The following is a 13473-nucleotide window of genomic DNA, read 5'->3' as shown; positions in this document are numbered from 1 at the left end:
GGGAAAAGGCCGCGCGCGACCGGAGCGCCGCGCGCGGCCCGTGGATGGCGGCGGGACCCGGCTGGGCCCGCTCGCGTCAGCCTAGTTGTCGAAGAGGATGTCCGCTCGACTGGACACCGGCACGTCGTTCAGCGCGACGCGCCGGTGGCCTCCGAAGCCGCGGCCGAACATGCCCGCATTGGCGGTCGCGACACCGAGGTTGTCGAGGCCTCCGGCGTTGGCCACCCCGGCGTTGGCGACGGCGCCCGAGGTCCCGAGCGCGACGCCCGAGATGCCCACGTTGGTCGTGGTGGCCACGTTGGCCCCAGGCATCCCATAGAACGCCAACCTCCCGGGGGTCGCGGAGCTCGCCTCGGCGTGAAGACCCGAGAGGGCCTTCAGGCTCGAGGCCGCGGGCGCCGACGCGTGCGCCATCCCCGCGCCGACGAACAATGACATACCCGTGATAGCCGTGATGATCTTGCGAGACATGCTATTCCCTTTCCTTCGAACATGTGATGGTTGGAGCGGCCGGCGGCGCCTGCCGCGGTCGTCGAGCGCGGTCCCCCCACGACCGAGGGGCCCTGCGGGGCCCCGCGCATCAAGCCAATTCGCAGTGGATGTGAGGACTGTCCGAGCAAGAGCACGCGTCGTGCCGGCCCCTCGTTCGACGGGCCCAGCGCGCGCTCCGTCGCGCTCCGTCGCGCTCCTCGCGCCGAGTCGCGGGCCGCGGCCGCTCGGCGGCGCGGCCCGCCCGCAAGAGGCCTGCGTGTTCGAGCAAGCCGCTGCGCGCAACGAGCTGCTCGGCCCGTCGCGGCGCGACGCCAGGAGCTCGCCGGCCGCGCCACGGCACGCCGGATGCTTGTCGCCCTGATTGACGGGTAATCGACGATGCCAGTCTATTCCGGCGTCGCTGACCAGGAGGATGAAGATGCGCGCTATGCAGTTATCGGTGTTCGTGATGTCGCTCCTGCCTGCGCCTGCAGCGCTCCAGGCGAGCGCGTGCATGGGGGCCGCGGAGGGCGGAGAGGGGGCGTCGAGCGAAGCAAACGAGCGTGGTCGTTCGGAGTTCAGCGGAGCTGACACCACGGACGGCGACGAGGGGAGCACGGCTGCTTCATGCGTCGTCAGCTGCCCCAACGGTGACAAGGACCTCTCGTGCCCTGGTGGACACGGGTGTATCTGTTACTGTGATCCGGGCGGCGACCCGGTCTGCAAATGTACTTGAGGGCGGGCCCACCCTGACGATCACGCGATCGACGGACAGGGATCAGCAGGTGATCACCATCTCGGAAGGGACGATCCGGCTCGAGACGATGGAGACGAAGGACGGCGGGTGAGGTGGGCGCTCAGCGCCTCCTGCCGCCTGTCCCGATCGCCCGTTCCGGCGGCGCTTCCTCGACCACGATCTCCTCTTCCGCGAGCGGCACGCGGATCTCCGCGCCCTCGCCGATCGCGGCGCCGGCCTCGCGCGCCCGCCCTCGGGCCGCGGCGATGTGTCACCATCATGCACCTCCGACCGGGCTCTTCCGGCCCCTGCATCAGGTCGGCGGCGTCTCATGCCCCTTGTCACGTCGAGGGCGCCGGCCGCCCTCGCTCCCTCCGATGCTCCCGCCCGCGCTCCCCTCGCGCGGCCCGCCCGCCAACGTTGCCCGGCCGTACAACCGCTCGTCTCGCCGCCACCCGGTTCACATCCCATCTCGGCACAACGATTGCTGAAACCGCATGAACGAACACGGCGAGGAACCACCATGAAACGGCCGGGCGGCCGCGGTGCCGGCCAGCTTGGCGTCGATGGCGTCGATGTCGATGTGGGCCACAGGTCCGCCGTGGAGCAGAAAGGCGAGCGAGGTGACGATATGAAGCACGTTGACGCGGGACGCCCCTCCGGCCGCCGGACAGGGCTCCTGCTCTGTCTTCTCGCGAGCATGGCGCTCGCAGGCTGCGGCGGCCCGAGCGAGCGCGTCGTCCAGGGCACGCAGCTCGCGCCCGGCACCGATGCGCACATCACCGCCGACATCAACTCCGACGCCGCGACGACACGGCTGGCGGTGGACGTCGTTCACCTCGCGCCGCCCGAGCGGATCCAGGCAGGCAGCAAGCACTTCGTCGTCTGGCAGCGCCCGAGCGCCGAGAGCCCCTGGCGGCGGGTCGGAGTGCTCGACTACGATGCAGGAAACCGGGGCGGCAAGCTGGTCGAGACCACCGTGCCGTATGCGAGCTTCGAGCTGCTCATCACCGTCGAGCAGCAGATGAATCCTCAATTCCCATCGTCCGCCGCCGTCATCGGGCCGGCGTCTGTCGGGTAGTTCACCGCCGCCGCGGTGACCGGCAGCTCGGCGATCCTCGCCGGGGGCGTGAGCTCGTCGCGACAGGGCGCGCCTGGTGAGCATGGAGCGCGCGGCGCTCCGCGCGATACAGGAGACACCGGAGATCGCCCGCTCGTCAGGACGAGCGGCCCGAGCCGCTTCTCGACGGGCTCTCGCGCGTTAAGCTTCCCCCATGAGGCTCGCGGCACGGCTCACCACGCACGCGTTCTCGGCTGGCGCCGCCGGCATCAGCTTCGTCGTCCAGGTGCTCCCGGGCTCGGACCAGCTGTTCGTCATTCCGATCCAGTACCTGCTCGCCGCGTCGCTCGCGAAGGAGCGGGGCGCGTCCCTCTCGAAGGCAGCGTGGGCCCAGGTCCACCAGCTCATCTGGGGCGGCGGCGCCCTCCGGCTCGTGCTCGACGTGACCCTGGGGCTGATCCCGCTGGCTGGCGCGTTCACGAACGCGATCACGGCGTTCGCCACGACCGAGTATGTCGGGCGCTACGTGGAGAGCGCCCTCGACAACCCGGATGATCCGCCTCCGGCCCTGTCGATCCAGGGCCTCATCGACGCGGTCACCTCCCTCTTCACCGCGCGATCGCGGTAGGCGAGCGACACCTCGGTCGAGCTCGCCGCGCGGCTGCCGGAGCTGGAGCGCGAGCTCCCCGGGAGCGACGCGGCGTCACCACCAGACGCGCCGGTGTCTGCGGCGTGAGCGTGTCGCCACCGCCGCCGCCAGGGCCCCGATGGCGAACGCGGCGGTCGCCGCGACGGCGATGCTCCGAGCCATGTGCTCTGCCTCGCCCTTGACGCCGCGCCACCGCGCCCTCGTCCCGGCCAGGTCGCGCGCGAGCCGCTCCTTGCCGTGCTCGATCTGCGCGGCAGGTCCCACCGGCTCCGCCAGAACCGTCGAGGCGCTGACGTGCCCTCGTTCGCTGAGGGGACGGGCGACCCTGTCGACGTCGAACCGGATTGCGTTGGATCGTTCCATATGTCCTGCGGTTGCAATCGTTGTTCCCCGCCCGTGCGCCGGCGTGCTCATCGCTGGCAGGAGCCGCACACACGGCGCCGCGCCCCGTCCAATTGCCCCGGCGGCGCGCCGCTCGCGCCGCGAGGGCAGCGCGCCAGGCGTCGGTGGCCCGGGCGTTGCAAACCTCGAATCCGACGAGCTGTGCAGCCACCCCAGATCGAAGCCCGCCCATGCGAATTCTCGGAAGAACGGCGCTGATCGCGGCCCTGGGCCTCTCGCTCCCCATCGCCGGCGCGGCCAGGGCCGCGGCGCCCTCCGGCGCGGCGCCCTCCGGCGCGGCGCCCGGATCCTCATCCGCCGGGAGCTGGTCTCACGGCTCCAAGGAGTTCTTCGGCGCCGCATACGAGAGCTACGACGCGGACCTCGGGTATTCGGCGCGCTCCGGCACGGCCCCGATCAGCAAGGTCTGGTTCACGGGAGCGAGCGGCGTCCTGACCGAGGTCTACTGGCCGACGAACGACACCGCGCAGACGCGTGACAGCCAGCTCCTGGTCACGGGCGGAGGCAAAGGCCTCTTCGAGGAGCGGCGAGACGCGCGGCGGAGCGTCTCCTGGATCGAGGACGGCGTGCCGGCTTTCCGGGTCGTCACCGACGATCCGGGCGGCAGGTTCACGATCGAGAAGACCATCTTCGCGGATCCCGATCGCGACGTGGTCCTGCAGCGGCTGAAGATCACGCGGCGCGTACCGGGACTCAGGTTCTTCGTCCTTCACAACCCCGGCGTGGGGAACACGCCGCTCGGCGACAGCGCCATGGCCAGCACCGGAGGTGCGCCGGGGGCCGGGCTGTTCGCCTGGCAAGGCCCCTTTGCCCAGGCTCTCCTGGCCTCGGTCCCCTGGCGCGACGCCACGGCCGGCTTCTCGGGGACCGCGAGCGATGGCTATCGGGACCTGACGAACCACCGCACGCTGACCGCGCGCTACCGCGACGCGAGGGACGGCGACGTCGTGCTCACCGGGGAGCTGGACCTCCCGCTCTCGCCCGGGACCGACGAGCTCACGCTGGCGCTCGGCTTCGGGCGCGACGTCGGCGAGGCCCACCGCGCCGCCCAGGCGTCGCTCCGCGACGACCCCGGCGCCCTCCTCGACAGGTACCGCGCCCAGTGGCGCGCCTACCAGGCGTCCCTCCGCCCGCTCGGGAGCGCCTCGCCCGACCTCGCGCGCCTTTACCGCAGCTCCGCGGCGGTCATGAAGTCCCTGGAGGACAGGACCCACCCAGGCGCCTTCATCGCGTCGCCCTCCGTGCCCTGGGGCGACGTCAGGCTCGACAGGGCGAGCGCGATCTCGCCGAGGAGCTCGGCGACGATCACGGGCGGCTATCACCTCGTGTGGCCGCGCGACCTCGTCCAGATCGCGCTGGCGCTGCTCGCCGCCGGCGATACGCGCTCACCCGTGGCCGCGGCGCGGTTCATGAAGAGCGTCCAGCTCTCCGATTCCGACGGAACCTGGGATTTCGACTCCATCCATGTCTCGAAGGAAGGCTCGTTTTACCAGAACACCTGGTCCGACGGCGAGCCGTACTGGAAAGGCCTGGAGCTCGATCAGGTGGCGCAGCCGATCGACCTCTGTTACCAGCTGCACGAGGAGCAGATCGTCACGGCCGACGCGTGCTGGGACCTCGTGCGCGCCGCCGCCGACTTCCTCGTTGCCTTCGGTCCCTGGACCCCGCTCGATCGATGGGAGGAGATCTCGGGCGTCTCGCCGTCGACCATGGCCTTCCTGTGCGCCGCGCTCGCCCATGCGGCGGAGCTCGCGGGCACGACGGGTCATCCCGACCGCCAGGCCCGGTACCGGGAGACGGCCGAGCGCTGGGCCAGGCAGGTTGACCGCTGGACGTTCACCACCCGAGGGAGCATCGGCAAGGGTCGGTATTTCGAGCGCGTCGACGGGTCCGGCAGCCCGGACGCTCCGCGGGACCCCAACGACAGGCGACGCTACGTCTTGCACGGGCGCTCCTGGCTGGAGCGCGACGTCGTCGATTGCGGCTTCCTCAGGCTCGTCGTCCTCGGCGTGCGCCCGGCGCTCGCGGCGAACATCGCCGACTCGGTGGCGGCCTGCGACGCCGCGCTGCGCGTCGACGTCCCGGGGCTCGGCCCGGGATTCCATCGCTATGTGGGCGACGTGTATGGCTTCGACCCGCGCACGGGCGAGCGGACACGAGGCATGTTGTGGCCGATGCTCACGGGCGAGAGAGCCCAGTACGAGCTCGCGAGGGCGCTCGAGGTGTCCGGCTCGCCGGCGGCGGCGCGGCGCAAGATGCGCCCCTACCTCGACGCGATGGCGCGCTTCGCGACAGCGTCCCGGATGCTGCCGGAGCAGGTCTTCGATGGCGGGCCCCGCGCCGGCAAGCCGACCGGCTCGGCGGCGCCCCTCGGGTGGGCTCACGCCGAGTTCGTCACGGCCCTGCGTGCGTACGAAGACGCGCGGCTCTACCGCCTGCCGGTCCACATCGGCGGAGGCGGATAGCGCTCCCATCGCGGCGCCTCATCGGGCGCGCGCGATCCTCCCGAGCAGCCCCACCGCCGCGAGCGCCACGGCGGCCGCGCCCGCCGCCGCGAGCCATCCGCTCCGTCGCGCCCGCCGCGCCTGCCGCGCCCGCCGCCGCGCGGCCGCGAGCCGCCGGCCGCCCGCCCAGAGGAGCGCCGCGCCGGCCGGCGCCGCCGCGAGCGCCGCGGCCTGCGCGCGCGGCGTCACGTAGACCTCCCCGGGCCCCGGCAGGTACGCGCGCTCGGGGTAGTCGCCCGCAGGCCCCTCGGGGCCGTGCAGCGCCGCCATGCGCACGACCTGCGCCAGGTGCAGCGCCTGCCGCTCGGTCGTCTGCTGGATCTGCTCGCGGCAGCTGAAGCCGTCGGCCACGACGAGCGCGTCCTTCGGCGCCGACCGGACCGCGGGCAGCAGCACGCGCTCGCCGCACTGGATCGAGACGTCGTACTTGTCGCCCTCCTCGAAGCCGAAGGCGCCCGCCATCCCGCAGCAGCCCGAGTCGAGGAGCTCGGCGTCGAGCCCCATGCCGCGGAGCACGTCGCGCTCGCCGTCCATCCCCAGGATCGCCTTGTGGTGGCAGTGGCCGTGCACGACGGCGCGCCGGTCGAGCCGCGGCAGCTCGATTGCGCGCGGGCCGAGCAGCAGCCGGCCGGGGTCGCCGTCCGGCGCCCCCTTCAGGAAGTCGCCGAACATGTGCGTCAGCTCCCGGAGCCGCGACGCCACCGGATCGTCGGGGAAGAGCCCGCGCAGCTCGTCGCGGAAGACCGAGACGCAGCTCGGCTCGAGGCCGACCACCGGCACGCCGCGCTCGATCGGGTCGCGCAGCGCGCCCATCACGTCGCGCAAGAGGCGCCTGGCCGTCTTCAGGAAGCCGAAGTCGTAGAGCGGCCGGCCGCAGCAGAGCTGCCGCTCCGGGACGATCACCTCGTAGCCCGCCCACTCGAGCACCTCGGTCGCGGCGATCGCCGTGTCCGGGAAGAAGTGATCGTTGAACGTGTCCGGCCACAGCAGCACCTGCGGCGCGCCGGCGTTGCGCCGCGGCCGGCCGTGGAACCACTGCCTGAACGACGTCCGCGCGAAAGGCGGGATGCTCCGCTCGGGCGCGATGCCGGCGAGCTTCTTGGCGATCGCGGCGAGGGCCGGCGTCTGCGTCACGAGGTTGGCGAGCCCGGGCGCGCGCTGCCCGAGGCGCGCCCACCAGTGGATGAGCCCCATCGAGTACGCGGCCCGCGGCCTGAGGCGCCCCGCGTAGTGGTGCGACAGGAACTCCGCCTTGTAGGTGGCCATGTCGACGTGGACCGGGCACTCGCCCTTGCACCCCTTGCACGCCAGGCACAGGTCGAGCGACTCGCGCACCTCGTCGTCGCGGAAGCCCCGGAGCTCGCTCCCCTCCAGCATCTCGAAGAGCAGGCGCGCCCGCCCGCGCGTCGTGTGCTCCTCCTCGTGCGTCACCATGTAGCTCGGGCACATCGTGCCGCCGTCGCGGCGCCGGCACGCGCCGACGCCGACGCAGCGCTGGGTCGCGCGCGTGAAGTCGCCGTCGTCGTCCGGGAAGCGGAAGTGCGTCTCCACGGCGGCGGAGCGGAAGCCGGCGCCGAGGCGGAGGTTCTCGTCGACGCGGTACGGGTCGACGACCTTGCCGGGGTTCATGCGGAAGTCCGGGTCCCAGGCCGCCTTGAAGCGGCGGAACGCCTCGATGAGCTCCTCGCCGTACATCTTCGGCAGGAACTGCGCGCGCGCCTGGCCGTCGCCGTGCTCGCCGGAGAACGACCCGCCGTACCGGACGACGAGGTCGGTCGCCTCGTCGAGGAAGCGCTTCCAGTTGCGGATCCCCTCCGCCGTCACCACGTCGAAGTCCACGCGGCAGTGCACGCACGCCTGCCCGAAGTGGCCGTAGAGCGCGGGCTGGTAGCCGTGGCGATCGAAGAGCGCGCGCAACTCGCGGAGGTAGCCGCCCAGGTTGTCCGGGTGCACGGCCGAGTCCTCCCAGCCGGGCCACGTGTCGGGCTCGCCCGGGACGCGCGCGGTCGCGCCGAGCCCCGATTTGCGCACCTCCCAGAGCGCCCGCTCCTGGTCGGGGTCGTCGTACAGCTTCATCGACGGCGGGTTCGGCCCGCGCGCGAGGGCCTGCATGGCGCCGCGCGCCCGCGCGTCGGCCTCCTCCTGCGTGTCGCCCCCGAACTCGGCGAGCAGGAAGCCGCGGCCCTCCGGGAGGTAGCGCAGGTAGCGCTCGTGCAGCCCCTTCTTGTGCATGTCGTCGATGAGCCGGTCGTCGATCCCCTCGAGCGCGATCGGCCCGAAGCGCATCACCTCGGGGACGTGATCGCCCGCCGAGAACACGTCCGGGTAGCCGATCACGAGCAGCGTCCGGCGCCTCGGCCAGTCGACGAGGCGCAGGGTGGCCTCGAGCACCGTCACGCACGTCCCCTCGGTGCCGACCAGGGCGCGCGCCACGTGGAAGCCGTTCTCCGGCAAGAGCTCGTCGAGGTTGTAGCCCGAGACGCGGCGCGGGATGCGCGGGTAGCGCGCGCGGATGAGGTCCGCGTACCGGTCGCGGATCGCGCGCAGCTCGGCGTAGACGCGCCCGCGCCGGCCGCCCGCGCGGACGATGGCGTCGAGCTCCGCCTCGCTCGTCGGCCCAACGCGCACCCGCAGGCCGTCGTAGGTCAGCACCTCGAGCTCGTGCACGTTGTCGGCGGTGCGCCCGCCGAGCACCGAGTGCGTGCCGCACGAGTTGTTGCCGATCATCCCGCCGAGCGTGCAGTACTCGTGCGTCGATGGGTCCGGCGCGAAGGTGAGGTCGAGCTCGTTGGCGGCGCCGCGCAGGGTGTCGAGCACCGTGCCCGGCAGCACCCGGGCGCGCTTGCCCGCGCGGTCGAGCTCGAGGACGCCGCGCATGTACTTCGAGAAATCGAGGACGACCGCGACGTTGCAGGTCTGCCCGGCGAGGCTCGTGCCGCCCCCGCGCGCGAGGATGGGCGCGCCGTGGCGGCGGCACGCGGCGACGGCGGCGATCACGTCGTCCTTGTGGCGCGGCACGACGACGCCGATCGGCAGCTGCCGGTAGTTCGACCCGTCGGTCGCGTAGAGCGCGCGGTCGCCCGCGGTGAAGCGGACCTCGCCCTCGACCACCCGCGCGAGCTCGCCCGCGAGCGCCTCCACCTCGGGGCCGGCCGCGGGCGCGAGCCGCACGCGCCGCTCGCCGGGCAGGCGGATCACGCCCCGATCGATCTCGCGCTGCACGGGCTCGGAGGGCCCGTCCTCCGCCGGCGATCTCACCCTGTCCTGCTCGATGTGCTGCATGATTCCCCCCTCACACCGCGAAGCGCTCGGCGTCCGCGCGCCGGAGCTCAAGGCCCATCCCGGGGCGCGACAGGTCCGGGGCGAGCGCGCCGCCGGCCGGCGCCGCCGCGCCGTCGAAGAGCATCCGCTCGATGCGGACGTGGTCGTGGAAGAACTCGAGGTGCGCGAGCCGCTGCGCCGCGCACGCGGGGTGCAGGTGCAGCGACGGCGCGCAGTGGCCCGACAGGTCGAGCGAGCGCGCCTCGCACAGCGCCGCGGCGGCCAGGAACCCGGTGATCCCGCAGCGGCTCGCGTCCGCCTGCAGGACGTCGACGGCGCCGGCGTCGAGCATGCGGCGGAAGTAGAAGAGATCGTAGCCGTACTCGCCCGCCGCGACGTCCATGCCGGCGGGCGCCCGGTCGCGCAGGAGCCGCAGCCCGTCGAGATCGTCCGAGCTCACGGGCTCCTCGAACCAGCGGACGCCCTCGCCGGCGAACCGCTCGGCCAAGGCGAGCGCCTGCTTGCGCGCGTAGGCGCCGTTGGCGTCGACGAACAGCGCGGCGTCCGGGCCGACGGCGCGGCGCGCCGCGCGCACGCGCGCGAGGTCCGCCGCGGGGTCGCGCCCCACCTTCATCTTCACGCGCGGGATGCCCGCGGCGACCCAGCCGCCGAGCTGCTCGGCGAGCTCGGCCTCGGTGTACGACGTGAACCCGCCGCTGCCGTAGATGGGCGCGCGGTCGCGCGCCATGCCGAGCAGCGCGGCGAGCGGCAAGGCGAGCAGGCGGGCCTTCAGGTCCCACAGCGCCGCGTCCACCGCGGCGATCGCCATCTGCGCGATCCCGGGCCGGCCGAGGTTGCGGATGCTGCGCACCATCGCGGCCCAGGCGCCGGGGACCGCCATCGCGTCGCGCCCGCGCACGACGCCGGCGAGCCTGTCGGCCACGACCCGCGCCGTCGCGACGTCGGCGTAGGTATAGCCGAGCCCGCGCTCCCCTCCGGCGGACGCGTGCACGACGACGAGCGTCGTCTCGCGCCACTCGAGCGTGCCGTCCGACTCCGGCCGATCGGTCGGGATGGTGTACGCGGCCGCCTCGATGCGCTCGATCGGGACCGCCGCGCGGAGCGCCTCGTCGACCATCGTCAGCCCCGGTGCGGGATCCAGCTCTCGATCATGTCGCGGTACGCCTGGCGGACGATCCCGCGCCCGCCCGGGTCCCCCCGGAGCAGCGCCGTCGTGAGCATCCGCGCCTGCTTCACCGTGATGTGGGGCGGCAGCGGCGGGACCTCCGGGTCGGTGACCGCCTCGACCACGACCGGCCGGTCGACCCGGAAGGCCTCGTCCCAGGTGCGCGCGACCTGGTCCGGGCGGTCGATCCGCACGCCCGAGAGGCCGAGCGCCTCGGCGTAGGCCGCGTACGGGAAGTCCGGCAGCGTCTGGGAGGCCTCGAGCTTGGGGTCGCCGCTCATCACGCGCAGCTCCCAGGTGACCTGGTTCAGGTCGCGGTTGTTGAGCACGAGCACCACGAGGCGCGGGTCCTTCCACTCGCGCCAGTACTTGGCCACGGTGACGAGCACGTTGATGCCGTTCATCTGCATCGCGCCGTCGCCGACCAGCGCGACGACCGGGCGGTCGGGGTAGGCGAACTTGGCCGCGACCGCGTACGGCATCCCAGGGCCCATCGTCGCCAGCGTCCCCGAGAGCGACGCCATCATCCCCTCGCGGATCTTGATGTCGCGCGCGTACCAGTTCGCCGACGAGCCGGAGTCGGCGGTCAGGATGCACCGGTCGGGCAGCCGCGGCGACAGCTCCCAGTAGACCCGCTGCGGGTTGAGCGGGTCGGCGTCGTTCATCGCCCGCGCCTCGAGCACCTTCCACCAGTCGGCCACGCTCTCCTCGAGCTTGCGCCGCCACGAGCGGTCGGTCTTGAGCTTGAGGTAGGGGATGAGCGCCCGCAGCGTCTCGGCGCTGTCGCCGATCAGGTTGACCTCCATCGGGTAACGCAGGCCGAGCATCCGGCCGTCGATGTCGATCTGGACGCCGCGCGCCTGGCCCTCTTCCGGCAGGAACTCCGGGTAGGGGAAGCTCGAGCCGACCATGAAGAGGGTGTCGCAGTTGACCATCATCTCCCAGCTCGGCTTGGTGCCGAGCAGGCCGATCGCGCCGGTGACCCAGGGCAGGTCGTCCGGGAGCGCCGCCTTGCCGAGCAGCGCCTTGGCGACGCCGCACCCGAGGAGCTCGGCCACGCGCGCGACCTCCGGCGCGGCGCGGAGGGCGCCCTGGCCGATGAGCATGGCGACCCGCTTGCCGGCGTTGAGCACGTCGGCCGCACGCCTCAGGTCCTCCTCTCTGGGCACCACGCGCGGCGAGGAGTACCCGAGGCCGCTGTGCACGGTGCCGTGCTTGTGCGGGGGCTCCTCGACAGCGTCCAGCTCCTGGACGTCCTTCGGGACGATCACGCACGTGACCGTGCGCTCCGCCCGCGCGATGCGCATCGCGCGGTCGATGAGGTGCCGGATCTGCGCGGGCGAGGACGCCATCTGCACATATTCGTGCGCGACGTCCTTGAAGAGCGTGACGAGATCGACCTCCTGCTGATAGTGCCCGCCGAGCGCGGCGCGGTCCTGCTGGCCGACGATGGCCACGACCGGCTGGTGGTCCAGCTTCGCGTCGTAGAGCCCGTTCAGCAGGTGGATCGCGCCGGGGCCCGAGGTCGCCAGGCACACGCCGACCTCGCCGGTGAACTTCGCGTGGGCGCACGCCATGAACGCGCCCATCTCCTCGTGCCGCACCTGGATGAACCGGAGGTCCGGAACACGGTGGAACGCGCCCACGATGCCGTTGATGCCGTCGCCCGGATAGGCATAGACGCGCCGGACGCCCCACGCGACCAGGCGCCTCAGCAGGAACTCGCCGACGGTCTGGGCCATGAGTCTTCCCCCCCGCGAGCTTCGGAACGTGAGCTCGCCCCGCGCGGCGTGCGACATCCGTGCCGCCTCGCCGCGCCGCGCGCTGCGTGCGCGGTACGTGCCACGGCTGCGCGTGCGAGCGGCCGCTGCGCGCGCGGGCGGTCGGCGCTGCCCCGCAGCCCGCTGCCGATCGCCGCGCGCATCGCGTCGGACATCGAGGATGTCGCCCAGCGCGTGGTGGGGTGAGGTGCCTGGTGAGGCGAGCGCTGCCCGGCTCAGCGCCGGAGCGCCGCGGCCGCCCGTCCCGAGACGGCGCTTCCGCTCACGACGACGACCGACCCCAGCGCGAGGAGGGCGACGAACGTGAGCACCATCGTATAGATGCCGACCAGCGCGAGGATGCCGAGCACGACCGCGCCGGCGCCGACGAGCGACTGCAGGCCGGCGGCGGCCATCGACGCCTGACGGGCGAGGTGGGCGAGGTGCTGGTGCGCGCCGTGCGTGTCGAGCGCGCCGAGGTCCGCCGTCGCGCCGCCGCCGAGCAGCAGCGCGCCGCCGAAGACGATCACCGCGATCGAGGTCAGCGTCACGGGGGCGATGCCGAGGAGCGCGAGGATGCCGAGCACGACCCCGGCCGCGCCGCAGACGAGCTCCGCGCCCATACCGCCGCCGAGCTCGGTGCGCGTGTCCCACTCGACGGCCGGCGCGGCGCGGGTCAGCGCGCCGAAGCGCGAGGCGATCGCGCCGCCCTGCGCGATCAGCGCGGCGCCGAAGACGATCGTGGCGACCGAGGTGAGCTCTCCGGCCATGATCCCCGTCAGCCCGATGATGGCGAGGACGATCGTCGCCGCGCCGCACAGCACCTCGGCGAGCGAGCCGCCGAGCACGACCTTTGGCGTCACCTTCTCCTCCTCTGGTCTGCGTCGCGCGCCCGACAGCGGCGATGTCGGGCTCTCCGGCTGTGCAAACCGTTCACGTTCCTCGGGTCCTGGTGTCTGCATCTGCATGATTCCCCCGTCCTGCGGTGAGGCCTCGTCGGGCTCACGCGCGCTCCGACTTGCACGTGCCGACTTGCACGTGCTGCGCCGGGCTCACGCGAGGAGGCGCCGCCAGGGGGTGCCGCGCTGGGCCGCTGCGCTGTGCGCGGCGGCCCCGGCAAGGGCCGCCGCGCACAGCGCAGCGGCACCGAGCGACCAGCGGTGGATGTCGAGCCAGAGCTCCAGGCTCGAGGCCTCGGCGCGCCGGTCGAACGGGCCGTGCGCGCCGGAGTCCCTGGGCACGGGCGCCCACAGGTTGTCGAGGGGGGCGTTCATGGCGGTGCTCGGCGCGGTCGTCGCAGCGGAGCTCGCGTCCTTGATCATGAGTCCGTGCGCGTCCTCGCGGCGCGCGCCCCGAGCCGTCCGCGTCCCTGTCATGGGCCGCCGAGACACAGCCCGTGAGGACTGCCAGCGACGCGGGCGCGCTCTCGCCCGGCGTCTGGGCG

At 73.0% G+C, this 13473-nt stretch carries 11 protein-coding genes; 3 read left to right on the top strand and 8 right to left on the bottom strand.

Translation table 11 applies throughout. The features are described from left to right. Positions 1 to 81: 81 nt before the first annotated feature. Together WME85_RS25755 and WME85_RS25750 are read right to left on the bottom strand one after the other, a co-directional pair. Positions 82 to 471: a hypothetical protein gene (locus WME85_RS25755; protein WP_437841980.1), complete on the bottom strand. Its 390-nt coding sequence runs from the start codon at positions 469 to 471 to the stop codon at positions 82 to 84. 1196 nt (positions 472 to 1667) lie between these two features. Then, complete coding sequence (locus tag WME85_RS25750; RefSeq protein ID WP_437841978.1) at positions 1668 to 1847, bottom strand: hypothetical protein; 180 nt, start codon at positions 1845 to 1847, stop codon at positions 1668 to 1670. Between WME85_RS25750 and WME85_RS25745 the strand changes: the two genes are divergently transcribed. Together WME85_RS25745 and WME85_RS25740 are read left to right on the top strand one after the other, a co-directional pair. After that, positions 1839 to 2288 (top strand): hypothetical protein, encoded by a 450-nt coding sequence (locus WME85_RS25745; RefSeq protein WP_437841977.1) that lies wholly within the window; start codon positions 1839 to 1841, stop codon positions 2286 to 2288. The genes WME85_RS25750 and WME85_RS25745 overlap by 9 nt on opposite strands. A gap of 193 nt (positions 2289 to 2481) precedes the next feature. After that, complete coding sequence (locus tag WME85_RS25740) at positions 2482 to 2895, top strand: hypothetical protein (protein WP_437841975.1); 414 nt, start codon at positions 2482 to 2484, stop codon at positions 2893 to 2895. A 75-nt stretch (positions 2896 to 2970) separates the two neighbouring features. Here the strand turns inward: WME85_RS25740 and WME85_RS25735 are convergent, their stop codons facing one another. Beyond that, complete coding sequence (locus WME85_RS25735; RefSeq protein WP_437841973.1) at positions 2971 to 3279, bottom strand: hypothetical protein; 309 nt, start codon at positions 3277 to 3279, stop codon at positions 2971 to 2973. A 209-nt stretch (positions 3280 to 3488) separates the two neighbouring features. Between WME85_RS25735 and WME85_RS25730 the strand changes: the two genes are divergently transcribed. Then, positions 3489 to 5783 carry a glycoside hydrolase family 15 protein gene (locus WME85_RS25730; RefSeq protein WP_437841972.1) on the top strand — a complete coding sequence of 765 codons (2295 nt, stop codon included), beginning with the start codon at positions 3489 to 3491 and terminating at the stop codon, positions 5781 to 5783. An 18-nt stretch (positions 5784 to 5801) separates the two neighbouring features. Here WME85_RS25730 and WME85_RS25725 read toward each other — a convergent pair whose 3' ends face one another. From WME85_RS25725 to WME85_RS25705, 5 genes are all read right to left on the bottom strand, one after another. Next, positions 5802 to 9104 carry an FAD-binding and (Fe-S)-binding domain-containing protein gene (locus WME85_RS25725; protein ID WP_437841970.1) on the bottom strand — a complete coding sequence of 1101 codons (3303 nt, stop codon included), beginning with the start codon at positions 9102 to 9104 and terminating at the stop codon, positions 5802 to 5804. A gap of 10 nt (positions 9105 to 9114) precedes the next feature. Next, the gene (locus WME85_RS25720) at positions 9115 to 10221 is read right to left on the bottom strand and encodes an enolase C-terminal domain-like protein (RefSeq protein ID WP_437841969.1); all 1107 of its coding nucleotides are present in this window, start codon (positions 10219 to 10221) and stop codon (positions 9115 to 9117) included. Positions 10222 to 10223: 2 nt separating this feature from the next. After that, a complete protein-coding gene (locus WME85_RS25715) occupies positions 10224 to 12011 on the bottom strand; it encodes a thiamine pyrophosphate-requiring protein (RefSeq protein ID WP_437841967.1) in 1788 nt (595 codons plus the stop codon). A 254-nt stretch (positions 12012 to 12265) separates the two neighbouring features. Then, positions 12266 to 12892, bottom strand: coding sequence for a hypothetical protein (locus tag WME85_RS25710; protein ID WP_437841966.1), 627 nt, complete (start codon positions 12890 to 12892; stop codon positions 12266 to 12268). Positions 12893 to 13081: 189 nt separating this feature from the next. Then, entirely contained in the window at positions 13082 to 13351 is a 270-nt protein-coding gene (locus WME85_RS25705; protein ID WP_437841965.1) for a hypothetical protein, read from the bottom strand. Positions 13352 to 13473 lie beyond the last annotated feature (122 nt).

Source organism: Sorangium sp. So ce1153 (genome assembly GCF_051521595.1).
In the GTDB taxonomy this organism is placed as follows: domain Bacteria; phylum Myxococcota_A; class Polyangia; order Polyangiales; family Polyangiaceae; genus Sorangium.
This window is presented reverse-complemented; position numbering and strand designations above follow the sequence as displayed.